The following is a 24,906-nucleotide window of genomic DNA, read 5'->3' as shown; positions in this document are numbered from 1 at the left end:
GTCAGCCGCTCAAGCGTCAGGAAAACCGGGACCAACACAGAGCAAGGGAAAAAGATCTGCAGTGAGGACATCCACTACAAACATTCGCGGGCAGGCGCAGGCCCACTTACTTCCGCATTTTACGCGCGCGACTACATGGCGGGACGACAACTTGCCTGTGATCGTTCGGGGGGAGGGTGCGTTCGTCTTTGATGACCAAGGGCGCCGGTACCTGGACGGCCTCTCAGGCATGTTCTGTGTCAACATGGGGCATGGCCGCTCCGATTTTGTCGCCGCTGCCGCTAAACAAATGCAGCAACTGGCGTACTGGACAAACTGGTCGGCAACACACCCTTCATCGGTGGAAGCTGCGACGATGATCGCGGACCTCGCCCCCAAAGGCCTTGGCACCACGTTCTTTGTCAGTTCAGGCTCTGAGGCTGTGGAGTCCGCGCTGAAATTCTCCCGTCAATTTCATCTGAGCCAAGGCAACAAACAACGCGTAAAGTTTATTGCCCGGGATATGGCGTATCACGGGACAACCATGGGGGCACTAAGCGTGACCGGCATTGATCGGTTCAAGGCGCCCTTCGGTCCGTTGCTTGAGGGTGTTCGTCACTTTCCGAATACCCGCGGCGAGAAACTCCACGAGGGCGGCAGGGCCGCTGACCTCCCCAGCATCCAGGCACTGCTTCGCATCATCGATGAGGAAGGGCCCGAGACGATCGCCGCGGTGATTGCAGAACCAGTTCAGAACTCCGGGGGAGCTTTGGTCCCGCCTGAAGGATACTGGCAGGAGCTCCGCGCGATCTGTGACCGTGTCGGATGCTTGCTGATTGCGGACGAAGTCATTACAGCGTTCGGCCGCGTCGGACAGTGGTTCGGCAGCACGAGGTTTGGGGCGGACCCGGACCTGATCACCTTCGCCAAAGGAGTCACATCAGGGTATGCGCCGCTGGGAGGCGTTATCATTCGAGACAGCCTTGTCGCCGGCCTCATGGATTCGCCGCAGGGGGGCATGTTCTCTCATGGTGGTACCTGGGGCGGGCATCCAGTCGCGACCGCCGTCGCAGTCGCGAACCTGACAGCCATACGTGACGAGGGGATTCTCGGCCAGGTCCGAGCACTCGAAACGACTCTGCAAAACGGCCTGGACACTATTCGCGAAAGTCATCCAAGCGTGAAAGAGTCGCGTGGAGCTGGCTTCCTGCAGGTTCTGGAATTCACAGGAAACCGACACTTAGGCAGAGAACTGACTGCACTCGAAGCCGAGACAATTACCCGAGAGATCTTGCCGGCTGCGATGAAACGAGTGAATCTACTAACCCGCGCGGATGACCGGGGCGGCACGATGCTCGTGCTTTCCCCTCCCCTGATGGCGGATCAAGAAGTCGTGACGGAGCTCCTAAATGGTGTGGATGCGGTCGTCACGGCAGTGGAGGAATATCTTGGCGCGTAGCCGCCAGCGCCAAGGGATCATGCACGCCGGCTTACGAGGCCGGCACCCGTCGACCTGTTCCCCGGCTGAAGTGACTGATGAGTCGCCCCTCTTCGTATTCGGCCCCGTAGACCTAACTACCTTGCCAAAGGCGCCGGCGCGGGCGGCTAAAGCGTTCTGCAAGCCAAAATGAACAACACCGCCCTCGCAACTAGATTTGAGGTGAGCCCCACGAGCAAAGTCGTCACTTCGGCCTTGGCAGCCGTCGCCGGCATAACAACACGTTCATCGATCGCCACCGGCTTGAGCCTCAGCGCAATCCCCTCAGCGCTCCTAGATGGGCTGTACAAATCCGGTGTGAAAGACCTGGAAATAATTTCCAATGAGCCGGGAGTCGACAGCAAAGATTTTGCTCGGCTCCTCACGGCCGGCCGCGTTAGCCGAATGGTCGCGCCAAATCTGGGGCGGGACAAGGAATTCCTTCGGAAGTATCTTGGGGGAGGGGTCGAGGTTGAGCTAGTTCAGCAGGACGTCCTCAGCGAACGGCTTCAAGCCGGCGGATTGGGCGTGGCCGCCTTCTTTACCCGGACCGGGGTGGTCCCGCGAGCCCAGGACGCTGCGCGCCCGAGCCGCGACAGCGTCGGCGCGGTCGCGCTGGCGCTGCACCCAAAAGAAACACGGACCTTCTGCGGCATGGAATACGTCTTGGAACGCGGAATTACCCCTGATTTCAGTTTGGTGCATGCCTGGAAGGGGGATCGGCATGGAAACCTCGTCTACCGGGATGCGGACCGGACCTTCAACCACCTCTGCGCACTGTCCGGACGCATCACGATCGCCGAAGTCGAAGAACTCGTTGAGTCTGGTGACCTGAACCCGGAGGACGTACACACCCCCGGCGCCTTAGTGCGGCATGTGGTGGCTTTGACGGCCTCACCCACATAACTGCCGGTTCACCCATGCGAGTTGTGAATGGCTCCATGACGAAAAGCCAACTACCCCAGGGCCAGGTAGGGGGCAATACTGCAAACGTGCCCCGTTGGCATGGACAACCGCGACCCAGTTCGTGTCCATGCGGGCGAATGCTGTGACTAAACCATGATTACGAAGGAGTGCAATGGACTTCAAGCAGGTTGTCGGCGACAGGCGAGCGATCCGGTACTACAAGCCCTATCGGCCTGTAGAGAAAGAAAAAATACAGGTCATCCTGGAGGCGGCCCGGCTGCAATGCTCCCAGGCCAACACTCACGAACTTCGAAAAGCAGTTGTACTGACCCGTGGGGAAACGCCGGACGATATCTTCGACGGCATCGTCAACGCCCTTCATAACCAGACGATGGCGCAGCTCGCCCCAGTCATCATCGTCTGGGTCGTTGACCTAAGCGCCTGGAACAACATGCGCGATTTGCTCATGGAACTCATTGACGTCGGTGCGTTGAACGCAACTCAGGGATGGACAGAGGAGAAAGTGGACTCCGGCGTCCTGCAGACCCCAGAGTTCAACGTACTCAAGGGGGAGCGACACTTTGCTGAATGGCTAAGCGCGATTGAGGTTGGCCTCGGCATCGGCAGCGCTGTCCTGGCCGCAGTTGACCAGGGCTTGGGCTCGTGCCTTGCCTCCGGTGACCGCGATGCCATGCGTCCCATTCTCGGCCTGCCCGACGATGTCACGCCTGCCCAGCTCCAACTTGTCGGCTACCCGGCGGAAGACGCCAAAGCAGGCGGACAACGGCCCCGGGCGCCTTTCGAAACGCTCTTCTTTGAGCACACGTGGGGTAACCCGCTAAAACAGGATGTGGCCGTCCTCGAGTACCTGAAAGAGACCGGCATGATCCAGGAACCCGCTCCCGTGTCCTGGCGCAAAGCGGAGGTTGAGGCGCTGGACAAAATGTTCGACTTCGGTTCTAAGACGATGACTAAGGAATAGGACCCTTTCGTGTCCATCGTGTGTTTCGGCGGAGGTATCGGTGCAACCCGACTGTGGCGAGCACTGGCAAACGACATCGGCCAGGAGTCCCTCACTCTGGTCGTGAATACCGCCGACGACTTTTGGCACTACGGATTGCGGGTTTGCCCCGACCTCGACACCGTCACCTACGGTCTCGCAGGCAAGCAGGACCAGGAACGAGGTTGGGGCCTTCTCGATGAGTCATTCACCGCAATGGCTGCGCTGGCTGAACTCGGTGAAGACGTTTGGTTCAACCTGGGCGACCGCGACTTGGCGACGCATCTTTTGAGGACGCAGCTACTAAATGGCGGAATGCCCTTGAGTGAGGTGACAGCCCATCTTGCCCGGGTAAATAAGGTAGCTACCCGAATTCTTCCGATGTGCGAAGAAGAAGTCAGCACGGAAGTTTTAGAGAAAGGGGCAGGATGGACCAGTTTCCAGGAGTACCACGTCCGTCACCAGGCAGAACCGCTCGTAGAGGAAATTCGATATAAGGGAATTGAGGTGGCAAGAACGCCATCGGCCGTGACCGAAGCACTCGAAACTGCTTCGCTCGTGGTTCTGGGACCCAGCAGTCCGATGGCGAGCATGCTGCCAATCCTCAGCGTGGGGGAGACTCGCGCAGCAATCCAAGCAACTGCTGCGCCCGTTGTCGCGGTCACCCCTGTCGTTTCCCGAGCGGGGTTTAACAATGCGGGCGACGCCCATCGAGCGAAGCTGCGAGGGCGTCTCATGGAAGCCCGGGGCCTGGAACACACCGCATCAGCAGCCGCATCCTTGTACACCGATCTTGTCGACTTCTTCGTTATCGACGAAGCCGACCAGGAAGAAGTCACGCGCATCCAGGCGCTCGGCGTGACACCTATTGTGGCCCGCACTTTGACCCACGTGAACCCGGCATTCGGCCGCGATCTAGTGCGTGCGGTGACTTCACCAGTGAGTATCGCCACCGAAACCGGTGGCGCGAAAGTACCTTGAGCCGGCACGGAAACCCAACTAGTTGAAAGTTATTCCCATGAGCACTGCTCCTGCAAAGCCCCAGGAAATTCGTCGCGCCGTTGCCCGTGCAGAGAAGGGCGCGTCGTTGGACTTGGCGGAAGCGACTGCCCTCCTGCAGGCGCGCGGCGAGGAACTGGAACGGTTGTCTGCGGTCGCCTCCCGCACACGCGACGCCGGGCTGCGGGAAGTTGGTCGGCCGCGCACAATCACTTACTCGCCAAAGGTGTTCATCCCCATAACCAGGTTGTGTCGCGACCGGTGCCACTACTGCACCTTCGTTGAGACACCAGAGCAGGGATCACGTGAAGGGCGGGCACCATACCTCTCCCCTGATGAGATCATCAATATCGCCAAGGCGGGCGCGGAAGTAGGATGCACCGAGGCGCTATTCACCCTCGGCGATCGGCCGGAAGACCGATGGCCCGAGGCAGCGAAGTGGCTAAACGAGCATGGGTACGACTCCACCCTTGATTATGTGCGCGCCATGGCTGTGCGGGTCTTGGAAGAAACAGGCCTTTTGCCGCATCTAAATCCCGGCGTCATGTCGTGGGACGAGATGAACCGTCTTAAGCCCGTCAGCCCCTCGATGGGCATGATGCTGGAAACCACGTCGAGACGCCTGTTCAACACCCGCGGTGAAGCACACTTCGGCTCCCCCGACAAGGATCCCAAAGTCCGCCTGAGGGTACTGGAGGACGCCGGCAGACTGTCCATCCCGTTCACCACCGGGCTGCTGGTCGGTATCGGTGAAACCAACGAAGAACGCGCTGATACCATCTTCGCCATTCGGAAGATCGCGCGCACGTATGGCAACGTTCAAGAAGTCATCGTTCAGAACTTTAGAGCCAAGCCAAAGACCGCCATGCAAAATACCCCCGACCTGAGTGTCGACGAATACGTGGCGGCCATTGCTGTCTCGCGCATTCTCCTGGGTCCGAAGATCCGCATTCAGGCACCGCCGAACCTCGTGAACCTCGACGAATGCACAAGGCTTCTTGACGCCGGTGTCGACGACTGGGGGGGAGTGTCTCCGGTCACGCCGGACCACGTGAATCCTGAACGTCCATGGCCTTCGTTGGAGCGCCTGCGCCGAGTTACCAGCCAGTCGGGGTTCACCCTTCGTGCACGGTTAACCGCACATCCGCAATATGTGCTGGCCGGTGAGCCGTGGATTGATCCGAGAGTGTCAGGCCACGTTGCTGCCCTTGTCGATCATGAGGGGCTGGTGGACCTCGAAGTCATAAATGGTGAGCGCCGGCCTGTGGGTTTGCCATGGCAGGAACCTGATCTGGCATTCGAAAGTTTGGGACGTACAGATCTGTACGCCAGCGTGGACACCGAAGGACGACGAGCAGATGTTCGTAGCGACTTTCAGAATGTTTACGGTGATTGGGCAGCCGTCGGCGAGCAAGCCGCATCCACGTCCTCGTCCAAACCCCCCGCTAGTAACGTTTCCCGCGCCGACGCAGACGGGCTCGCCGCACTTCGGGCTGCGGAGGCCAACCCAGGAGGGCTTTCGGACGAGCATGCATTGGCGCTGATGACCGCTGAAGGCGACCTCCTGACCCAAGTGGTTCGTCTCGCTGATGAGCTCCGGCGGGACACCGTTGGGGACAACGTGACATACGTGCTGAACCGGAACATCAACTTCACCAACGTTTGTTATGTCGGATGCAGGTTTTGTGCCTTCGCGCAGCGGCGCACCGATCCAGACGCTTATTCATTATCGCTGGCCCAAGTAGCTGACCGCGCAGAAGAAGCGTGGGAGTTGGGGGCAACTGAAGTATGTATGCAGGGCGGTATCGATCCGCAGCTGCCGGGTACGGCGTACTTTGACCTCACGGCCGCGGTGAAACAGCGCGTACCAGGGATGCACGTGCATGCCTTCAGCCCGATGGAAATTGTCAACGGCGCAAACCGGACGGGGCTGTCTTTCCGGGAATTCCTCCTTAAGGCGAAGGAGGCCGGATTGGGATCAATCCCCGGAACAGCCGCAGAAATCCTTGATGATGACGTCCGCTGGGTCCTGACAAAGGGAAAGCTCCCGACCAAAACCTGGATTGAAGTGATCACTACCGCGCACCAGCTCGGGATCCCTTCGTCCTCCACCATGATGTACGGGCATGTCGACAACCCCCGCCACTGGGTCAACCATCTACGCGTCTTGTCGCGCATTCAAGATGAGACAGGTGGTTTCACGGAATTCGTGCCTCTGCCTTTCGTGCACCACTCTTCCCCTATATACCTTGCTGGCATCGCCCGGCCCGGGCCCACTCCTCGAGACAACCTGGCGGTGCACGCGATGGCAAGGATTCTTTTGCATGGGCGTATCAAAAATATCCAGACGTCCTGGGTAAAGCTCGGAGTGGAAGGCACTCAGGCCATGCTCAACGCCGGGGCCAACGATGTCGGCGGCACCCTGATGGAGGAGACAATCTCGCGCATGGCCGGCTCGGAGCACGGTTCGGCGAAGAGCGTGGAGGAACTTGTGGCCATAGGTGCCGGTATAGGGCGCCCTGTGGTGGAACGCACCACCACGTACGGGACGATGAGCCGAGGCTGAGTAGGCAGTGTGCAAGGCCTGTGGACTCATAGGCGACACCGGCAGGGCATCTACATATGAGTCGGGAAAAACATGACGCCCGAACGCACTGACCGACCGACCTGATGCAATAGGTCGCCGACATCCAGAAAGTGAGCGCAGGCATGGCATTTCACTTCCAGCGAGAGTGGCTTCCCGTTGTGGGTCAGCAGGTAGCCATCCTTTTCAATGGTCACTTGGTGCGTTTCGGAACCGTTGACGCCGTCACGCAGGATGATGCGGTGCTGTGGCTGAGTTCTGAAGGCGCCCACACACGTCAGTTGTTCGAGCGGGTCGAGGGTTTTGAAGTATGGATTGACTACAGATGGGAATCCAGCGCCCCTCCAGAGAATGAAATACCCAGGGTCCTCGCTTCCCTGAAGTCACCCTGGTCCGGCCTCGGTATATCCTTCGCCAGGACTGGCACGCAACGTTAACTGCGCTGCAACAGGCTGACACCGCGGGTGCAGCTTGACGGTCGTAAGGCCCTTTGAGACGTGCACCCCTGAGAAGGGGTGCTGCTTGTGCCGGCGCCGGCCAGGACATGCCTCATAGGCATCGGACCACCGTATCTCAGTGACCGATTTTTTCTCAGGTGAGGATCCACGGCTTGATCTATACGGTTTTTCGGACCCTGAGCGAAAATTTCTTCCTTCTGCCGATGACCAGAATGTGGTGCGGTCCTCCGCGTTCTGCCCGGAGGACCGCTTGTTGCTCCACACCTCATACGATCTTCACGTGGTTTCGGTATTCCGGCGACAGGCTGGATGGAAAGTGCCTCGGAGGGGCTGCGTCTGGTTATTCAGCCCAAGCCAGAAGGTTTTTGGGCGACTGGCAGCAGTTATGCGACGAGCAGCGCCCCGCCTAGGCCGACCAGGCAGACGATGGCGGTGGAGCCTGCCGCGAGAGTCAATGTGCGGCCTCCACGGCGGAGGAGGGCCTTTAGGCGAACGCTTGTGCCGAGTCCGAACATCGCTGAGGCGAGCAGGAAGCTTTGAATGGATCCCGCGGTGGCCAACACATCTGTCGGCACATCGATGGTGCTGCGGACGACGACCAGAAGGATGAACCCGAGCATGAAGAGGGGAACGATCGGGGGACGCTTCATTCCTGGTGTGGTGCCAGCGCGGCGCTGACGCCAAGAGAGTATGGCAACCGTTGGCGCGAGCATCAGAACGCGGGCAAGTTTGACGGTTACCGCTGTGGCCAGTGCTGTACCGCCAATAATTCCGCCAGCCGCCACCACTTGGGCCACTTCATGAATGGAAGCTCCAGCCCAGACTGCTGCTATCTGGTTCGAGAGCCCTAGGAGGCTGACAAGGACGGGGATGCCGGGGATCATAAGCGTCCCGAAAAGTACTACAAGGGCGACCGCCGTTACCGTTTCCTCTTCGTCGGCCTCAACCACGGATTGGACACCGGCGACTGCCGCCGCGCCGCAAATCGAAAAGCCGCAGGCTACAAGCATGGTCTGGCGAGGCGGGACCTTCAGTAACCGTCCCAGGATTACCGTGGCGAATATGCCTATCGCGACGACGGAAACTGCAAGCAGGGGGATGCCCCAACCTAGCTTTGCGAGGTCTTGAAGTGAGAGCTGCAGACCAAGGATAACGATTCCCAGGCGAAGGGGGACCCTGCTGGCGACAGTAAGCCCTGGGGTAAGCCTCTCGGGGAGTAAACCAAGATTGCGTGCCGCAAGTCCTAGGGCGATGGCAACCAGCAGGGGGCTGAGGCCTCGAACCAGAGCCGTGACTCCTATCGCGACGAGGGCGCCGCCCACCGCGACTGCGAGTCCGGGCGAGAGTACCCGATAGGAGTCGAGTACGAGACGACTCCTTGTTGTGCTAGGCGCGGATGTCGTCTTCGGGTCATCGAGGGCTTTCATAATTCCATGCTCGGGCACCTCGTTGCCCACCAGTAGAGAGCAATCCCTTATGCAAGCATACGTTCCCGGCATACCTTTGCTCAGGCCGAATATCGATGGAATGTAGCAGTGGAGGCGCAGGTTCAACACCACTATGGGCCGGCGCCGAGAATGACTCCGCCTTGCCCTGAGCGGCCTTCCAAGGCAAGGCGGGTCGCGAGGATAACGGGATGGGAGACGAGAAACTCTTGCCGAGGCGAAAGTTCGATCGCGGTGGCCATCCACAACGTCGCGCTAGCTGGGGTCCCCCGAAATATGGAATGGGACCGTTATGATCTTCGACGCGACCCCGAGGGCTTCCAGATCTGATGCATCGATCGTGCCATCACCGTTGGAGTCCGGCACGACGTTCGGAGCATCGTTATAGATGCCGTCTTGGTTTAGGTCGCCGATCAGCGCGACCGTCAGGGTGCTGTCAACGTCCTGACCGGCAATCGGGGCGCCGACGACCCAGGAATCCCAGATTTCAGCGCCCTTTCTTGAGCGGTCAGTGATGCCCGTGAGATTGAACAGGTTGGCCAGATTCGTGCCGGGGCCGGAAAAGCCCTTGACGGTGCTGGTGGTGGTGGAGGCGAGTACAACGAGGCCCGGCAGACGATCATCCTGCCCCGTCGAGAACGATCCAGGGAAAGGCGCCGCGTTCGCATGCGTGCCCGGTCCGGTGAGCTGCAAACCCGTGAACCCTGCTGCGGCCAAGCCTTCGCCGTAGCGCACTCTCAGGTCTACGAACCAGCCGGAGCCGGAGACTCCGGCAATATCTCCTTTTTTGGGGGCAAGCACCTCGATTTCCACAGGATGCCCTTCGGACACCGCGGGAACAGACTTCTCCAGCACCGGACTCGCACTTGCAGCCCCCGCTACGATTGCGCCCAACACTCCCACAGAGCTAACGACAGCAGTAATTCGACGGTTACTCATTTTCATGGTGTTTCTTCCTCGGCTCAGCTCACAGAGTGAGAAGCGACTTTCTCCGGTGCCAAAGACCGGCTCCTGCCATAACGACGAGGTATTGGACTGAATCGTTCACTCAGAACCAAACTCCCCTTTGCATACGTCAAGCGCGGGTCGTTGAAAACGCTCTGGGTGGCGAAATCGAGTACGGCCGTGTCCACCACAATTACGCTCACCAGGAACTCTGTTGGCTGGCCTCGGCAGGACTGCGTGGATGCTGCACCGACCAGCAAGTGGGGCTACGACAGGCATCATTTCAGTCTGCCGTTTAGTGCTAACTGGTCACCAACGCATGGACCCATGCCTCTTCTGGATAACCGGGTAGGTGGCCTTGGCCGCTACGCTGATGCCGTTATGAATCGAAAGATGTTCAAGTCCAAAATTCACCGGGCAACAGTTACTCACGCCGATCTACACTACGTAGGTTCGGTCACCGTCGACCTGGATCTGCTCGATGCGGCTGATATTCTTCCCGGGGAACTTGTCGCCATCGTCGACGTAACAAATGGCGCCCGTCTGGAAACCTACACCATCGCCGGTGAGCGGGGATCAGGCGTGGTCGGCATCAACGGCGCGGCCGCACATCTTGTTCAAGAGAGCGACACAGTCATTCTGATTACCTACGCCGAGATGACCACCGAGGAAGCCAAAGCCTACGAACCGCGCGTGGTCCACGTCGACCGGAATAATCACGTCATCCAACTCGGTAACGATCCCGCAGAGGGCCTTACTCCCGGACTGCTCCGCCCCCCGTTTGGGCTTCACACAGCTGAGCTGTAACCCAAGGTACTTTGACACTTCGACCCCGACAGTTCCTGCTGATCAAGTATTGGGGAAACGGTTGGAGTTTTAGCGTTCTGCGCCGACAAGAGCACGGCCTGCAACAAGGTAGGTAGCCCCCGCCGCGATGATGTCATCGAGGTTCCCGGTATTGACGTCTCCGTCCGCGCCCAGTGGCAGCGGAAGTGTCTGGTGCAGCTTCCGTATGTCCTGTATCCGGTCCGGGCTGGCCCTTTTTCCGGGTTGTCCTGGTGGGGTGAGCATCACGAGGATGCCGGTGTCGGTCATGGCTCCAAGGTGCGCACTGAGGTTGTCGACGTCGTTCAGGTTGTATTCACCATCGACGGCCAGCCATAGCTGTTTGGCCTTGGAGCGGGCATGGGTGATGATGTCGGCGAGATCCCAGTTCCGGCTGATTTGGATGGTCAGTCGGCCCAGTCCCGACGGGATTTTTTGGCAGGCCAGGATCGGGTCATCGACCATGAGGTGAACGTCCAGCCTGTTGGCGTTCATCTGGTGAAGGGCGTGGATTTCGGTGAAGTCGATGCCTGGCTGGTGTGCATAGCTGCCTTCCAGTACATCGGCATGGACCCACGCCCCGGCGGCCCATAGCTCTCTGGCGGTTTCTGGTCTTTCTGGGCGGGGTACGGTGATCAGGCTGCCCGAGAGGGTTGCGGATGCAGCGTTGGCTTGGCGTAGGAGTTCCTGGTTCATGCCCGCAGTTCTGCTGCGTCGCCCCAGGCGAGTTCACGCAACTGTGCAGGGCTGATTGCGTCTTTGGCGAAGACTGTGCCGTCGCAAGTGCCTTGGCGAAAGACAGTGATCGTGTTGGCAAGTGTTGTCAGCTCCTCTTCTTCGCTGGAAACAACAATGACCGCGACGTTCTTTTCCCGAGCCAGGCGCCTGATGATGCCGTAGATCTCTTGTTTGGCTCCGATGTCGACGCCTTTGGTGGGTTCGTCGAGCAGGAGCAGGCGCGGGGCCTGAAGTGTCGCCCGTGCGAACAAGGCTTTTTGTTGGTTGCCGCCTGACAAGGCTGTTATGGGGGAGTTGATGTCGCCTTGGATCGTCATCTGGGCCAGTACGTCGTTGGAAGCGCTGCGGAGCTTCTTCCAGTTCAGCAGCCCGGCGCGGACATGTCGGCCAAGGATGGGAAGCACCGCGTTGTCCACCGAGGACATTTGGGGGATGAAGCCGTCAGATTTTCTTTCTTCTGAAAGGAAGGCGATCCCTTCCCGGACTGCGTCGCCTGGCCGCCGGGGCGAGTAACTGCGGCCGCTAAGCTTCAGCTCGCCCTCTCCCAGGGGTTCGGCTCCGTAGACGGTTCGGAGGAAGCGGGAGCGTCCGGAGCCGATGAGGCCGTAGATGCCCAGGATCTCGCCCTGGTGAACGGTCATGCTGACGCGGTGCAGCCCGTTTCCCCGGATGTCGCGTGCTTCGAGGACGGGTGCGCCGAAGGTGTGCTGGAGTTCGTCTTCGCTGGGTGCCTCGACGTGGTGGGGGTGGGTGCCGTCACCGACGATGTCACTGACCTCCACTTCGTGATCACCGACGATGGCATCGACGACAGCCTGCCTGTCGATCTGGCTGGCGTCCCCGTCCAGGACGATGCGGCCATTGGCGAGCCCGACGATGCGGTCCGCGACAGCAAACACCTCGTCCAGCTTATGGTCCACGAGTAGGACACCGACACGTTTTTCGGCAGTCAGACGGCGGATGATGGACAGAAGATCCTGCACCTGCTGCTCTTCCAAGGCCGTTGTCGGTTCATCAAGCAGCAAGTACTTCGCGTCGTGGTAGATGGCCCGGGCGACTTCCAGCAGCTGGCGCTGGGAGACCGGCAGGCTGCCGACGGGGTCGTTGGCGCGGGCGGCGATACCGTACTCGTGGCACAGGTCATCGGCGATGCGCTGCATTTCCTTCCGGCTAAGGAGGGGCCCGGTCGTCCGCTCCTGCCCAAGGAACACGTTTTCTGCCACCGTAAGCTGATCAATCAGACTCAGTTCCTGATAGACGCAGGCTATGCCGGCGCCGGAGGCGTCCTTGGGGGAGGTGAAGCCGGAGGCGTCACCGTCAACGCTGATGGTTCCCTGGTCCGGCACTTCGGCGCCGGACAAGGAGCGGAGCAGGGTTGATTTTCCTGCGCCGTTGTGGCCTATGAGGGCCACCACTTCTCCCGGGCGAACACGGAGACTGACGTTACTAAGTGCCCGTGTGGCTCCGTACGTTTTGGAGATGTCCGTTACGACAAGTCCGGAGTTGTCAGTCATTGTTTATTCCTCATTTTTCAGTGTTCGCCCGGGTTCAGGATGGTGGAGCTAGCCGACTTCGCCGGGGCCAGGGGTCTGGCCCCTGACAAAGACTTTGAGCGGCTGCAGCACCTGGTTTTCGACTTTTCCGCCCCCAAGGAAGGTCTTCATGTTGTCGATGGTGATCTTGGCGTACTCCGCCGGTTCCTGAGCGGCGCAGGCAGCGTAGTTGTCTTTCAAGGGGGTGTCGGCGGCGCAGAACGCGTAGACCTTGACCTTGTCTGCCTTGTTTTGCTGGGCGATGGCCTGCAGTGCGCCTACTGCGTGGGGGCCGGCGTCGGCGAAAATGACGTTCAGATCCGGGTTGCCCTGCAGCAGGTCCCCCGTGACCTGGAGGCTGACGCTGGGGTCGATTTTGCCGTTGACGGTGGTAGTGACTTTCGCGTTGGGGTTCGCTTTGACCGCGGTGGTGAAGCCCTCGTCACGCTGGTTGGTGGGGATCTGATCAGGGTTCCCGATGATCCCGGCGACGATTTTCGCGTCCTTGCCGAGGTCCTTGAGTGCCTGCTCGCCCATCTGCTTGCCGCCTGCTACCTGATCCGCCCCGACATACTGGACGTAGGAGGCGTTCTGGGTCTTGAGGTCTTTGTCGGAGATGATGACGTTGACGGTGAAGACGGGGATCTTCGCGGCGTTCAGCTTCGCGACACTGGCTGCGCCCGGGCCCGAGTTGACCGCGTTCAGTGCTACGGCACACACTCCTTGCTGGACGAACGAATCGATTTGGGCCAGTTGGTTGGAGTCGCTGTCGTTGGCGATGGCGACCTTGACGTCATAGCCGAGTTCCTTGCCGTGGTCTTCGAAGCTTTTTTTCATTGCGACGTAGTACGGGTTCACCGTGTTGGGCAGCGCGACTCCGATGGTGGGTTTCCCGCTGGTGCAGGACGCGGGCAAGGCGTTGCTGCCCGTGCTGGCTGGCGGGCTGGTGTCGGTTGCTGCGTTTGAACATCCGGCCAGGCTTAGCGCGAGGACTCCGGCTGCCATCAGGGCGTTGGATTTGATCTTCATCGTTCATTCCTTTCAAGGGCCGCAGGCTGCGGCCTCGGGTTTAGGTCAGGGAAGAGGGAGCTGTGCCTGGCGTGCCGGCAGGGGTTGCGGGCGGGACAGAAGGCGTTTTAGTACTCTGCGTTTCGGTTCCCTTGCGGAGGGCCGATGGTTTTCGGGCTCTGGACCGCCGGTAGGTGTCGAAGGAAACTCCGACGAGGATGATCAGCCCGATGACCAGTGATTGCCAGTAGCTTTGGACGTTGAGCACGTTCATGCCGTTGCTTACGACGGCGATGAGGACGGCTCCGATCATCGCGCCCAGCACGGTTCCCACTCCGCCAAAGAGGGAGATACCGCCTACGACGGCCGCGGCGATGGAGTAGAAAAGTTCGTTTCCTGTGCCGGTTGCTGGGAAGCCGACCATCAGCCGGGAGGTCGCGATGATTCCGCCCATTCCGGCGCAGAAGCCGCTGACGGCGTAGACGAGGATTGTTGTGCGGGGGACGTTTACGCCGGCCAGCCGCGCGGCGGCTTTGTTGCCGCCCATGGCGTAGATGTGGACGCCCGGGCGCGTCATGCGCAGATAGCTGGCAGCAACAAGCGCCGTGATGAGAAGCAGGATGACGGGCAGCGGGATCCCGGCGACTCGGCCTTGCCCGATCCAGGAGAATCCGACATCGGAAACGGACACGGAGTTAGCTCCCGTGATGATGAGGGGGATGGCCAATGCGACGCCCTGGGTGGAGAACGTGGCGATGAAGGCGGGGATCCGCAGATAGTGGACCAGCATGCCGTTGACTACGCCCAGTACTGTTCCGGCGCCGACCGCCATGATGGCCGCTAAAGGCCAGGGCAGACCGGACTGCATCAGCAGCGCGGACAGGACGCCGGTCATAGCTACATTGGCGCCGGTCGACAGGTCGATGCCGCCGGTAAGGAGGACGAAGGTCTGGCCCAACGCAAGAAATGCGATGACAGTGCCGTTGACCAGAAGGACCAGTGCGTTATCGAAGGTGCGGAACGTCGGTGACAGCAGGCTGAGTACCACGATGACGGCGATTAGGACGCCGAAGATCCCGAGTTCTTCGGGGATGCGTCTCTTGTTCATGAGAACCTCTCTGTTCTGGAGATTTAGGTTGATGCGTTTAATAGGGCAGGGGGCATGATTTTGCGTCAGCTTAAGACGTCATCTACGTCCGCGGCCCTGTCAGTCGGCCACGGACAGCCTTGTATCCGGGCCGGACTTGTCCGGTGTGCGTGATACTAAAGTGCCCGGCCATGAACGTGGTCTCCGGGAACCGCTGGTGCAGGACGTTGGTGATGCTCTCGTCAAGTAGAGTTGCTGTCGCCTTGGTCGCCACGCTGGCGGCGGCGCTTTCGGGCTCTTTCACTACTGACACTTCCCATCGGCAGAACCTTCCACCAGTCAGAAGACTTCTGCCCGCTGGGCGGAGGGACCGTCATAGGATGAGGGCTCCGGCCAGCGCCGAGAACGTTGCGGGTATCTGAGCCCCGCAGTGTGGCTGTGGTTGAGTGGGGGGACGAGCCCACACCGGCGACGGCTCTCATTGCGCGGCCGGTTCGTCCAGTCCGAGCACCGGAACGGCCAAGGGCTCCATTGCAGCAGGAAGCGATCCCATTTTTCCCACGGCCCCCCCGGGATGGGTGTACTGCACCTTCTCCCACGAGTATTGCTTCGCCCGCATCAAGACAACGGCCAAGGCATCCAGCCAGGCACTGTGGGCAAGGGTGCTGCCCATAGCAATCAGGCTGCCAGGATCGGCTGCGGGAAACTCTCGCAGAATAACTGACAGGTCCGCCGCTGCAGCCAGGGGGGACCCTCCCCGGCAAGTAATGGCGATGACGTGCACTCCTTCGCCACGGACCCGATGCACTAGTTCATTGACTTCTTCGGACGTACCGCCCTTGGACAGTGCAATCATGACGTCGCTTGAGCGTAAGGACCCCATCGAGCCGTGAAGTGCATCCGTAGGGTTCAGAAAGTAGGCCGGCGTTCCAGATACAGACAACAGGTGGGCAGTGCGGCGGGCGATGAAACCGCTGGTTCCAGCGCCAGTAACAACAACCTTGCCTGGGGTGTTGAGGATCAACGCCACAACGCGGACAAATATCTCATCAATTTGATCCGCAATGTCGCCCACAGCGGCCGCTTCAGCGGCAACGAAAGACTTCGCCGCTTCAACTACTGCCTGAACACCCGAACTACTCATTTGTGTGACACGCCTCTCAAAAGTTCATCTAAAAGCAGTATGGTTTGGGGTTGCACATTCGTCAACGAAAATGCTCATTTGAGCGCATTTTGGTGGGTCACAGCCAGAACTGGCCACATTTAGGCCTTGTTGCTCCGGACTTGACCTGCCTCCTGCCGCTATTGATTGTCAAAGGTATGAATCAGCATTGGTGTTCGCGATATACACGTCGCAGTGGGCGTTATGGGCAACGCTGTTTGCCACACTGCCCAAGACCCGTCCAATGCCGTGCATTCTGCGGTTTCCCACCACGATGATGCTTGCCTTCACCCTGCGTGCCTCCTCGATGAGAACATCGGCCGGGTTGCCGTAGAGAGCGGCGAAGGTCACGGTGATGCGCTGTCCAAGTGCTTCTGCGGCTGTCCGGGCCAGATGTTCGGCTGTATCGGGCGCGGACACAACCACTTGATCGCGGCCGGTACCGAAAACTTCTTCGTCACCGCCTCGAAAGGCTGTGACGACATGGAGCGATGCATTAAGTGCAATCGCCAAATCTCTGGCTGATTCCGCGGCTTTATGTGCCGTAGCGCTGCCGTCGACTCCGATAACGATGATGTCGTTCATGTGTGCCTCCTGTGCTTAGTCACGTGTTTAGTGCAGCGGGTTCCAGAGCCGTGGAGCTTCACTGCATGTTTGTGTGGCGGTGGGACATGTGTTCGTAGGATTCGGGATCGTCGGCAGTGACCTGCAGGATTACGGCGTCGAAGGCAAGCAGTGCTGCCTGTTCGAAGAGACTCCCTCCGAATTGTTTGGAATCGTGTCTGGGCAGGGTGAGGACTTTGTCTGCCAGGTCGACAAGAGTGCTGCTTTGGTTGGCAGTCAGAAGGGCCACAGTTGCGCCTTGGGAGCGCGCAATCTTGGCGAAGGAGGCGCTGACGGGGGTTGTCCCGGAGTTGGAGATGATGAAGAGCCCGTCCCCTGCTCGCACCGATGGTGCTGTGGATTCACCGAGGACATGCGTCTCGAAACCTAGGTGCATGACTCGCATCGCAGCCATTTCCGCGACGAGACCAGACCTGCCTTGCCCAGTGAAGAACCATCGCCGGTTCTTTTCGCGGAAAAGTTGGCAAAGGCTGTGGAATTCGCCTGGGTCGATATCGTCTAGAACGAGACTTACTTCCTCGTTGACGGTTTTCCATGTGGCTGCTTCTGCAGGTAACGGTGGGGGCATAGCAGTTACTTCCTGTGGGCGAAGTGGGTTGGCCGGGTGGAGGCACACATTCCTCCGGCAAGGGCTCGGCCGACGACCGCGTAGGTGACTCCTAACTCCCTGAGGAGATCCAAATTTGTCCCATTGACGCCACCGTCTACGCCAAGGGGTGGTAAGGGGTCGGACGAGGCATGGATGCGGGTGAGCCTTTGGAGGTCCGCTGAGTGGCCGGGCATGCCCGGCGGGGTCAGCATGACCAACAGCCCATCGGGGCTGCACTGCAGTGCCTGCTGGAGCTCGGCCGGGGTAGGGCTGTCGAGGGCTATCCAGACGGAGTGCGTTTTGGATCGTGCCAGTGCCACAGCTTCTTCGATGGCTGCTGTGCGGGGGAATTGGATAGTAATTCGGCCGATGCCTTGCGGCAGATCAATAATCACTTCATTTAGGTTGTCGACCATGAGATGCGCGTCCAGACGTGGGCCCGCTGCTGATGCCAGCCGCACCATTTCCTCCGTGGTGACGCCCTGTTGGCCCAGGAAGCTCCCGGCGATCATATCGGCATGGACCCAGTGACCGGCATGAAGCAAGCGTTCGGTGAGGCTGTCCCTTCGGTGCCCGGGGACGGCGATGACACTCCCGGACAGGTCGATGCCGGCGCGCCGGGCTTTGTCTTCGAGTCCGGTGTTCACGATTGCCGGTCCGCTCCACGCCATTCCGCGGCTGCCTTGTAGCGGTCAAAGGCGCTTCTACTTCCCTCAGGGTCTTTGGGTTCGGCCCGGGGCTCCGGTGTGGGGGCCCAGGCATCCCGGATCTGCTGGACCTCGATGTTCTTGAAGCACGCGGCGGCCTGCATTGCAGCGCCTACTGCAACTGATTCGATGCTGGCTGAAGTGTAAACGGGCGAATCGAATGCATCTGCTGTCAGCTGCCGGTAGGCCTCGGAGCGGGCCGCTCCACCGGTCAGGATGACCTTGCCTCCGGATGGCGCGCCTACCCTGTCCAGGTGTTCGCTCCCGCGCTTGAGCCCGAAAACCACTCCCTCTATTGCGGCGCGGGCGATCTGTTCACGGGTGACGTCGGTGCGGATACCGGTCAGGGTTCCCGTGGCGTCGGGGAGGTTGGGTTTCCTTTCGCCGTCCAGGAAGGCTGCCAGGACGGGGACGTCCACAGATGAAGCAGACAGCGCGAGCCGTGACATTTCGTGGTGGTCGACGCCGAGGATCCGGGCAAAGGTGTCAGTCACTCTGGCGGCATTAAGTGTGGAGACAAGGGGCAGGTAGCCGCCAGCTGCGTCGGCCACGCCGTCCACGATGCCTTCGTCGTCGTGGACGGGGACGTCGCTGACGGTATAGATCACCCCTGATGTCCCTAGGGAGAGGACACGGTCACCACGGTGGGCGCCGAGGCCCAGGGCACTGGCGTGCTGGTCGCCAGCTCCGGGGGCGATCACAGTGTCTGGCCGGACGCCGAGTGCCTCGGCTGCGAACGGTGATACGGTGCCCACCGGTTCCGAGGGGCCCAGCACACGGGGGAGGAGTTCTCCCCAGGACATGTTCTCATCGATCAGCGTCAGGATCTCGCGGTCGTAGCAGTTGCGTTCCGCGTTGTAGTAGCCCGTTCCGCTGGCTTCAGACCTGTCGGTGGTGTACTGGCCTGAGAGTTGGAAAGTCAGCCAGTCGTGCGGAAGTAGGATCTGGGCGAGACTCTTGAAGTTTTCCGGCTCTGCCTTTTTGAGCCACAGCAGTTTCGAGACGGTGAAGGCAGCAGTTGGAACAGATCCTGTGCGCCTGGCCCACTCTTCCGCTGGCAGTGCAGTCCGCAGCCACTCCATTTCGGGGGCCGTGGTCGTATCGTTCCACAGCTTCGCAGGGCGCAAGACCGCACCGGAGCTGTCCAGCGCCACTAGCCCGTGGCACTGGGCAGCGACGGAGATGGCGGCGACAGCGGCAGGGCCGGCCCCGGCTGCTTCGAGGGCCCTTCGCCACGCGATGAGGGTGGCTTCCCACCAGGATGACGGGTGTTGTTCACTGAGCGGGGGAGAGGTCGGGGGATGAGGTGCTGCACCCGTGCCGACGACTTGTCCCGAATCAAGGTCGCAAAGGACAACTTTCGTGGATTGAGTGGATGAATCAACTCCGGCTACCAACGGCACGAGAGGGTCCTTTCCAAAAATCGAGACGTCCCGCAACTCCGTGATCTGTCCGTGGCCGGATGCATTCCATTTCGTGCCTGGTCAGGTGCTGCGACGTCCCGTATAGCGGGCACCCCTGCCCGCGTAGCTCAGAATGCGGCATGCGCCACACTCCTCTAGTATTCGTATAGACCTCTCACCTGACAATGAAGAATCTCAAATGAGCGCACGGCTCAAATGGAACCACGCCGGTGTGGAACAGTTGGGACGTCCGGAACTGAGGAGATGGAGATGACTGTTAGCTCGGGGGAAGGGATCCTCGCGGCAACCGTAGCCCAGCGTTTCTATATCGATGGGGAGTCCAAGGTGAAGATCGCCGCGGACTTGGGAATTTCGCGGTTCCGGGTGGCACGCCTGTTGGAGATCGCGGTCGAGCAGAAGATTGTCCGGTTTGTCATCAGCGCGCCCCTGGCCCTGAACATTGAGCTTTCGGAAATGGTGAGAAAGCGCTACGGCTACCGCCAGGTGGTTGTCGTGGACGCGCCCGAGGATGAATCAGATCCCTCCCGGCTCCGTCGCAGGGTCGGAGCGGCAGCAGCCAAGCTGATCAGCGACCTTGTCACCGAGAAGGATGTTCTGGGCATTGGCTGGGGCCGGACCATGAGCGCCATGGCCACAGAACTGACCCACCTCGCCCCCTGTCCCGTGGTGCAGCTGGGAGGCATGGCGGGGTCGGTCAGCGAGAACTCGCTTGAGCTGGTGCGCCGCGTCAGCGAGGTCGGTGGCGGCAGGGCTTACCCGATGTTCGTCCCGCTGGTGGTTCCGGATGCAGCGACGGCGGCAGGCTTGCGCCGTCAGCCGGGCGTGGAATCTGCCCGGCGCCTTTTTGAGAAGATCACTGTTGCCGCTGTTGCCGTGGGCAGTTGGGATCCCCCGGAGTCCCAGATGCGCGACGCGCTGCCGGCGGATGTGCGGGCGTCCTTGACCAAGCGCGGCGTTGCCGCGGAAATCCTGGCCACCTTGGTCCGGAAGGATGGTGCGATCGTCACAGACCTCGACGACCGGACCAATGCCCTCGATTACGAGGGCATGAGGAAGATTCCCGAGCTGATCCTGGTCGCGGCTGGAGCAAACAAGGCAGGCGCCATCCGGGCCGCAATCCGCGCTCAGCTGGGCACAACCCTCGTTACCGACCGGTCACTGGCGAAGGCACTGATGCGACTTCCGTAAAGAACCTCTGTCATGGCCGCTGGACTCGGGGCCCTCGTGACAGACAGCGCCGCTGCCAATGAACTGCTCGGCGGCCGACAGCTGATTGATCTAAACGAGACGATGAGGGCTCCTCCGCCCCACCTCCCGTTCCCTATGCCACAGTCAGATGTTATTGCGCTGGAACCTCGGGTTCAGTTTGGCTTCGTCCATGAGCTCACTCATCCATGGCCTGTGACCATGGTGGAAATCGATTCCTTCGGGCAGACCCTGAACTGAAGGAATGGAATCGGCAATATCGATCGTGATCCGATCGCCTGCAAGGGGCGCATTGGTGATATGCACATCACCAAAGGACTGGGGGAGTACAGGATCCATCCAGACCCCACGACGGGAAACATGGGTGTCATACCCCATGAGGCTCGTCACCAATTGGATTGGAGTAGTTGCGGCCCAAGCCTGCGGAGAACAGGCCGTCGGATACGGAATGGGCTTGCCAAGTTGCTCCCGACTGAACCCGCAAAACAGCTCCGGCAGCCGGCCGTCGGAGTACTCCGCCGCCTCGAATAGGGCCTTCGCGATCCGCTGTGCCTCCGCAACGAAGCCGTAGCGCAACAGGCCGGCGGCGATGATGGCGTTGTCGTGAGGCCAAACTGAGCCGTTGTGGTAGCTAGCCGGGTTGTACGCACCCATATTCGTGGCCAGCGTACGAACGCCCCACCCGCTGAACATCTCCGGGGACATCAGGCGAGCGGCAACGAGCGGCGCCTTATCCTCTTCCACGATGCCAACCCAAAGACAGTGGCCCATGTTAGAGGCGCAGGCGTCGACTTGGCGTTTCTTACCGTCCAGCGCAACGGCATAGTACCCATGTTCAGGCATCCAGAATTGTTCGTTGAACCGTTTCTTCAATCGGGCCGCTCGATCAGCGAGCTCCTCCGCCAACGCGATGTCCCCGGCGTCGTAGGCCATCCATGCACGTGCCATAAAGGCGGTGTAGACATATCCCTGCACCTCGCAAAGAGCGATTGGAGGCTCCGCCAGCGTGCCGTCAGCGAAGTTGATTCCGTCCCAGGAGTCCTTCCAGCCCTGATTAATCAGGCCTTCGGGGTTGAGTCGCTCATACTCAACAAATCCGTCGCCGTCCTTGTCTCCGTACTCACCTATCCAATCCAAAGCACGGTCAGCGTGGGGAAACAGCGCCGTGATGGCGTCCTTCTCGAACCCCCAGCGGCTGACCGCCCCCAGCAGCATCACGAACAGGGGTGTGGCATCCACGCTACCGTAGTAGGTGGATTTTCCACCCAGGGAAAGCCCGCTAGAGACGTCGAGCCTGACTTCGTGCAGGATCTTGCCCGGTTCCTCCTCGCTCACGGGGTCCACGACAGTCCCTTGCCTGTCGGCAAGTGTCTCCAATGTGCCTAGGGCAAGAGAGGGGTCCACCGGAAGCGCCATTTCGGATGCCCACAACGAGTCGCGGCCAAACAAGGTCATGAACCAAGGGGCGCCGGCAGCCACAACCACCCGCTCCGGATGGTTCGGATCCTCAATACGCAACGCGCCCAGGTCGTCATAACTGCGCCGCAAAGTCCGTTCGATGGAACGATTTCCCATCTGCACCACAGGAATCTTCCTTACCCACTCCTGACGGCGGCGGTCCCGGGGCGACAAATCATCCCCAGAGTGGACGAATGCAGAAATTGCTGCAGCTTCCTCCGTGCTGGGCCAGACGGTAATAACTGTTTTCCAATAGCTGTGCGGGGGGATGGACACCCTATAGGTGAGTGCTTCCGGAGTAATGGTGGCTCCTGGGGCAGATATCGAGACGCTCCTTCGGAAATCGCGCCAAACGCCTCTGATTGTGAGCATATAGCCGTCCAAAAGGCGAGTCTCATCCCAGCGACGCACGATTCGTGCGTCCTTCACCTCGAAGAGGTCGGCGAAATCCGCCCCAGCCTTCAGGGAGACAACACACTCGACCACCTTCAGCGAGTAATTGCGAACGGTGATCTCTTCCTGAATGCCGACTCCGACCTCGCGGAGCCTCTCCACTATGAGTGGGCTGTCTGTGTACCCGCCTGAGCGGGAAACCCTGCCGACAAACAGCCCCCTGTACGGCTCCTTCGTCTCCGCCCCCAGTGACTCCACGGACTGGTCGTCAACGGTGAGTGTCCAGCTGGACAGAATCCGTGTGTCCTGGACGAAAAGGCCATGCGGATACTCAGAATCAATATCCCGTTCGGCAAGGAGATACAAAAGGATGATCCCTCCACCAATGTGGCGGCGCCGGCACCCAAAGGCCCCGCCGCCGTGTCGGCATTCCAACCAGCCATCATCGGCTCCTCAGGAAGGCAAGCCATCAGGCCTTAGCCTTGTGGTCACGCTGCTTGCCATCGCGCACTTATTGCGACTGACGTTACGCTTTCCTGCTCTTCCACGCCAGAACTCGAAGAGAGTGCGCCATGCAGAACTTCCGGCGGAATACCCGGGCAGTGAGCGTGCAAGGAAAAGTCCCCACTTTCCTGCGACATCGGCAATTGATGCCGGTCTTTCAGTGGTTGCGCATCCAGGGAAAGCAAATACTGCGTCAGAACTGAACTTGTGCCGGACCTTGCCGATTCTTCCCCCCCAGCGTCCACCACACTATGCCTTACCGGTCGGCAAGTGTCTTCAACGTGCCCAGAGCAAGGGATGCGTCGACCGGAGCGCCATCTAGGAGGCTCACAACGAGTCGCGGCCGAACAGGGCCATGAGACAGGGCATGAAGGCTCGGTCATAGTTGCACACTTAGCTGGATCGTTCCCTGCGAAGCAGGCAGTCGAAACGACAGCACCTGCCTGCCCTGTTGCTCGCGGCGTTCTTCCATCGGCCACAAGCTAACTTAACGGACAAACCGCGGCCCGTGCGGCATAGTCCTGGCTGTGCGATTCCGAGGGTTGTTGCCTCGCCTTGGCGATAGCAAAGTTCAGTCCTCAGACGGTACGGAGCCATCCTGAGGTCCGGTGCTCGCATCGCATTCGGGCCGCATGCTTCTGGTGGCTCTATCGACAGGCGGCCGGCTTGCACGGCGATTACGGCGCAGGATTTCACCGGCCGAGATTCTGTGGAGAGGCTAGAGGGGGAGGCTGAGTGTGTGTGCGGTGTGGTTCCGCTTGGCAGCAAGGTAGCGATGGTTTGACGGGGACAGGTGCACACCGGTGGGGATCTGCGCGGTGACATCAATGCCAAGGGCAGTCAGTTGAGCGGTTTTGTCAGGGTTGTTGCTCAGCAGACGGACCGATGTGGCACCGAGTGCCGCCAGCATTTGGGCGGCAGCCGTATAGTCGCGCTCATCCTCACCGTGGCCCAGCGCAACGTTGGCCTCGTAGGTATCCAAGCCGCCGTCCTGCAGCGCATAAGCATCGAGCTTTGAGTACAAACCAATGCCCCTGCCTTCCTGGCGCAGGTACAGCAGAAAGCCGCCGCTGGCAGCGATCTCCTCTACCCCTTCCCGCAGTTGCGGACCGCAATCGCAGCGCTGGCTTCCGAAAACGTCCCCGGTGAGGCATTCACTGTGCAGCCGGACGAGCGGGGCCGAATGTACCTGCCCTCCTGACGCCGACGGATCGGGGCGCAACCTCTCTTCCCACTCTCCGAAGGCAAACAGCAGGTGTTCCTTCCCGTCGACCAGACCATGGAAGGTCAGCACTTCTGCGTCGACAGTGAAGCCGTCGGCGAAGTGCAGGGGGACGGTGACCCGCCTGCGCACAGTAGCAGCCCCGATAGCGGCGGTAACTTGTTTGTCGGACACAACAGTCATTTCAGATCCTCAGCGCAATCGGTACAGAACGGCGAGCTCGGGACGATGGGGGCGTAAGTGCGGCAGACCTGGTGGCTAACGTTCGTTCTGTATCTGCAGCCCAATGAAGTACCGATCCATAACGGATTCTGGATGGCACCGGGGTTCTGGTCGTTCGAGGAATCGAACGCACCTCACGAACCAGGTCCTTCACCATGAATGCACTTTAAGGTCGAAGTATCGAACGGTCAAGAGCTGCATCCAGAAATACAACGGTACGACCGAACGTTTTTTCCCTTAGGACGTCATCTTGTACGGTTCTCTGCGCGGGGCGTCCAGATCTCAATTGCGGTCGATGACTCGAGAGCCTGACCTTCGGTGTCGACGCGTGCCCAATAAACGGTTCCATACGGGTGATGCGTTTAATCATGAATTCCCGGGCCAGCCGGAGCCGGAACTTTGCGTGCCGGTC

22 protein-coding genes are annotated in these 24,906 nt (G+C 60.2%); 7 read left to right on the top strand and 15 right to left on the bottom strand.

What is annotated here, in order from left to right:
- The first annotated feature begins 61 nt into the window (after positions 1–61).
- The 5 genes from AC3IMC_RS18635 to AC3IMC_RS18615 all read left to right on the top strand — a co-directional run bounded on the left by AC3IMC_RS18635 (position 62) and on the right by AC3IMC_RS18615 (position 6,927).
- Complete coding sequence (locus tag AC3IMC_RS18635; RefSeq protein WP_490920255.1) at positions 62–1,438, top strand: aminotransferase class III-fold pyridoxal phosphate-dependent enzyme; 1,377 nt, start codon at positions 62–64, stop codon at positions 1,436–1,438.
- Positions 1,439–1,606: 168 nt separating this feature from the next.
- Complete coding sequence (locus AC3IMC_RS18630) at positions 1,607–2,362, top strand: CoA transferase subunit A (protein ID WP_490920254.1); 756 nt, start codon at positions 1,607–1,609, stop codon at positions 2,360–2,362.
- 172 nt (positions 2,363–2,534) lie between these two features.
- Positions 2,535–3,344: a nitroreductase family protein gene (locus AC3IMC_RS18625; protein WP_490920253.1), complete on the top strand. Its 810-nt coding sequence runs from the start codon at positions 2,535–2,537 to the stop codon at positions 3,342–3,344.
- Between the two features lie 9 nt (positions 3,345–3,353).
- On the top strand, positions 3,354–4,343 hold the full coding sequence (cofD, locus tag AC3IMC_RS18620; protein ID WP_490920252.1) for a 2-phospho-L-lactate transferase: 990 nt from the start codon (positions 3,354–3,356) through the stop codon (positions 4,341–4,343).
- A 37-nt stretch (positions 4,344–4,380) separates the two neighbouring features.
- Positions 4,381–6,927 (top strand): bifunctional FO biosynthesis protein CofGH, encoded by a 2,547-nt coding sequence (locus AC3IMC_RS18615; protein WP_490920251.1) that lies wholly within the window; start codon positions 4,381–4,383, stop codon positions 6,925–6,927.
- A 50-nt stretch (positions 6,928–6,977) separates the two neighbouring features.
- Here AC3IMC_RS18615 and AC3IMC_RS18610 read toward each other — a convergent pair whose 3' ends face one another.
- From AC3IMC_RS18610 to AC3IMC_RS18600, 3 genes are all read right to left on the bottom strand, one after another.
- Entirely contained in the window at positions 6,978–7,217 is a 240-nt protein-coding gene (locus AC3IMC_RS18610; RefSeq protein WP_490920250.1) for a hypothetical protein, read from the bottom strand.
- A gap of 569 nt (positions 7,218–7,786) precedes the next feature.
- Positions 7,787–8,830 (bottom strand): YeiH family protein, encoded by a 1,044-nt coding sequence (locus AC3IMC_RS18605; RefSeq protein WP_490920249.1) that lies wholly within the window; start codon positions 8,828–8,830, stop codon positions 7,787–7,789.
- A gap of 273 nt (positions 8,831–9,103) precedes the next feature.
- Positions 9,104–9,793: a hypothetical protein gene (locus AC3IMC_RS18600; protein WP_490920248.1), complete on the bottom strand. Its 690-nt coding sequence runs from the start codon at positions 9,791–9,793 to the stop codon at positions 9,104–9,106.
- Positions 9,794–10,174: 381 nt separating this feature from the next.
- On the opposite strand from AC3IMC_RS18600, the gene panD reads away from it, so the two are divergent.
- Positions 10,175–10,600 carry an aspartate 1-decarboxylase gene (gene panD / locus AC3IMC_RS18595; RefSeq protein ID WP_490920261.1) on the top strand — a complete coding sequence of 142 codons (426 nt, stop codon included), beginning with the start codon at positions 10,175–10,177 and terminating at the stop codon, positions 10,598–10,600.
- A 69-nt stretch (positions 10,601–10,669) separates the two neighbouring features.
- On the opposite strand, the gene AC3IMC_RS18590 is transcribed toward panD, so the two are convergent.
- The 10 genes from AC3IMC_RS18590 to xylB all read right to left on the bottom strand — a co-directional run bounded on the left by AC3IMC_RS18590 (position 10,670) and on the right by xylB (position 19,468).
- Positions 10,670–11,314: a beta/alpha barrel domain-containing protein gene (locus AC3IMC_RS18590; protein ID WP_490920247.1), complete on the bottom strand. Its 645-nt coding sequence runs from the start codon at positions 11,312–11,314 to the stop codon at positions 10,670–10,672.
- Positions 11,311–12,870: a sugar ABC transporter ATP-binding protein gene (locus tag AC3IMC_RS18585; RefSeq protein WP_490920246.1), complete on the bottom strand. Its 1,560-nt coding sequence runs from the start codon at positions 12,868–12,870 to the stop codon at positions 11,311–11,313. The genes AC3IMC_RS18590 and AC3IMC_RS18585 overlap by 4 nt, the downstream gene beginning before the upstream one ends.
- A gap of 48 nt (positions 12,871–12,918) precedes the next feature.
- Positions 12,919–13,917: a substrate-binding domain-containing protein gene (locus AC3IMC_RS18580; RefSeq protein ID WP_490920244.1), complete on the bottom strand. Its 999-nt coding sequence runs from the start codon at positions 13,915–13,917 to the stop codon at positions 12,919–12,921.
- A gap of 40 nt (positions 13,918–13,957) precedes the next feature.
- Positions 13,958–15,004: an ABC transporter permease gene (locus tag AC3IMC_RS18575; RefSeq protein ID WP_490920242.1), complete on the bottom strand. Its 1,047-nt coding sequence runs from the start codon at positions 15,002–15,004 to the stop codon at positions 13,958–13,960.
- 82 nt (positions 15,005–15,086) lie between these two features.
- Positions 15,087–15,287, bottom strand: a complete 201-nt coding sequence (locus AC3IMC_RS18570) for a hypothetical protein (RefSeq protein WP_490920240.1) — start codon at positions 15,285–15,287, stop codon at positions 15,087–15,089.
- A gap of 174 nt (positions 15,288–15,461) precedes the next feature.
- A complete protein-coding gene (locus AC3IMC_RS18565) occupies positions 15,462–16,127 on the bottom strand; it encodes an SIS domain-containing protein (RefSeq protein ID WP_490920238.1) in 666 nt (221 codons plus the stop codon).
- Between the two features lie 168 nt (positions 16,128–16,295).
- Positions 16,296–16,730, bottom strand: a complete 435-nt coding sequence (locus AC3IMC_RS18560) for a universal stress protein (RefSeq protein WP_490920236.1) — start codon at positions 16,728–16,730, stop codon at positions 16,296–16,298.
- 58 nt (positions 16,731–16,788) lie between these two features.
- Positions 16,789–17,337, bottom strand: a complete 549-nt coding sequence (locus AC3IMC_RS18555; protein ID WP_490920235.1) for an SIS domain-containing protein — start codon at positions 17,335–17,337, stop codon at positions 16,789–16,791.
- Between the two features lie 5 nt (positions 17,338–17,342).
- A complete protein-coding gene (locus AC3IMC_RS18550; RefSeq protein WP_490920234.1) occupies positions 17,343–18,005 on the bottom strand; it encodes a beta/alpha barrel domain-containing protein in 663 nt (220 codons plus the stop codon).
- A complete protein-coding gene (gene xylB / locus AC3IMC_RS18545; protein ID WP_490920233.1) occupies positions 18,002–19,468 on the bottom strand; it encodes a xylulokinase in 1,467 nt (488 codons plus the stop codon). The genes AC3IMC_RS18550 and xylB overlap by 4 nt, the downstream gene beginning before the upstream one ends.
- A 270-nt stretch (positions 19,469–19,738) precedes the next feature.
- Here xylB and AC3IMC_RS18540 point away from each other — a divergent pair, with 270 nt between their 5' ends.
- Positions 19,739–20,677: a sugar-binding transcriptional regulator gene (locus tag AC3IMC_RS18540; protein ID WP_490920231.1), complete on the top strand. Its 939-nt coding sequence runs from the start codon at positions 19,739–19,741 to the stop codon at positions 20,675–20,677.
- 144 nt (positions 20,678–20,821) lie between these two features.
- Here the strand turns inward: AC3IMC_RS18540 and AC3IMC_RS18535 are convergent, their stop codons facing one another.
- Together AC3IMC_RS18535 and AC3IMC_RS18530 are read right to left on the bottom strand one after the other, a co-directional pair.
- The gene (locus AC3IMC_RS18535; RefSeq protein WP_490920230.1) at positions 20,822–22,912 is read right to left on the bottom strand and encodes an amylo-alpha-1,6-glucosidase; all 2,091 of its coding nucleotides are present in this window, start codon (positions 22,910–22,912) and stop codon (positions 20,822–20,824) included.
- Positions 22,913–23,768: 856 nt separating this feature from the next.
- Complete coding sequence (locus AC3IMC_RS18530; protein ID WP_490920228.1) at positions 23,769–24,455, bottom strand: GTP cyclohydrolase II; 687 nt, start codon at positions 24,453–24,455, stop codon at positions 23,769–23,771.
- Between the last annotated feature and the right edge of the window lie 451 nt (positions 24,456–24,906).

The organism is Arthrobacter sp. E70 (genome assembly GCF_058266945.1).
The sequence above is the reverse complement of the archived record's forward strand: the minus strand, read 5'-3'. Positions and strand labels throughout refer to the sequence as shown.

Coding starts and splice junctions, on each gene's coding strand:
- AC3IMC_RS18560 (WP_490920236.1), bottom strand. CDS start 16,730: ATGAACGACATCATCGTTATCGGAGTCGACGGCAGCGCTACGGCACAT.
- AC3IMC_RS18625 (WP_490920253.1), top strand. CDS start 2,535: ATGGACTTCAAGCAGGTTGTCGGCGACAGGCGAGCGATCCGGTACTAC.
- AC3IMC_RS18585 (WP_490920246.1), bottom strand. CDS start 12,870: ATGACTGACAACTCCGGACTTGTCGTAACGGACATCTCCAAAACGTAC.
- AC3IMC_RS18575 (WP_490920242.1), bottom strand. CDS start 15,004: ATGAACAAGAGACGCATCCCCGAAGAACTCGGGATCTTCGGCGTCCTA.
- AC3IMC_RS18580 (WP_490920244.1), bottom strand. CDS start 13,917: ATGAAGATCAAATCCAACGCCCTGATGGCAGCCGGAGTCCTCGCGCTA.
- panD (WP_490920261.1), top strand. CDS start 10,175: ATGAATCGAAAGATGTTCAAGTCCAAAATTCACCGGGCAACAGTTACT.
- AC3IMC_RS18590 (WP_490920247.1), bottom strand. CDS start 11,314: ATGAACCAGGAACTCCTACGCCAAGCCAACGCTGCATCCGCAACCCTC.
- AC3IMC_RS18630 (WP_490920254.1), top strand. CDS start 1,607: ATGAACAACACCGCCCTCGCAACTAGATTTGAGGTGAGCCCCACGAGC.
- AC3IMC_RS18600 (WP_490920248.1), bottom strand. CDS start 9,793: ATGAAAATGAGTAACCGTCGAATTACTGCTGTCGTTAGCTCTGTGGGA.
- AC3IMC_RS18605 (WP_490920249.1), bottom strand. CDS start 8,830: ATGAAAGCCCTCGATGACCCGAAGACGACATCCGCGCCTAGCACAACA.
- AC3IMC_RS18540 (WP_490920231.1), top strand. CDS start 19,739: ATGACTGTTAGCTCGGGGGAAGGGATCCTCGCGGCAACCGTAGCCCAG.
- AC3IMC_RS18530 (WP_490920228.1), bottom strand. CDS start 24,455: ATGACTGTTGTGTCCGACAAACAAGTTACCGCCGCTATCGGGGCTGCT.
- AC3IMC_RS18565 (WP_490920238.1), bottom strand. CDS start 16,127: ATGAGTAGTTCGGGTGTTCAGGCAGTAGTTGAAGCGGCGAAGTCTTTC.
- AC3IMC_RS18555 (WP_490920235.1), bottom strand. CDS start 17,337: ATGCCCCCACCGTTACCTGCAGAAGCAGCCACATGGAAAACCGTCAAC.
- AC3IMC_RS18615 (WP_490920251.1), top strand. CDS start 4,381: ATGAGCACTGCTCCTGCAAAGCCCCAGGAAATTCGTCGCGCCGTTGCC.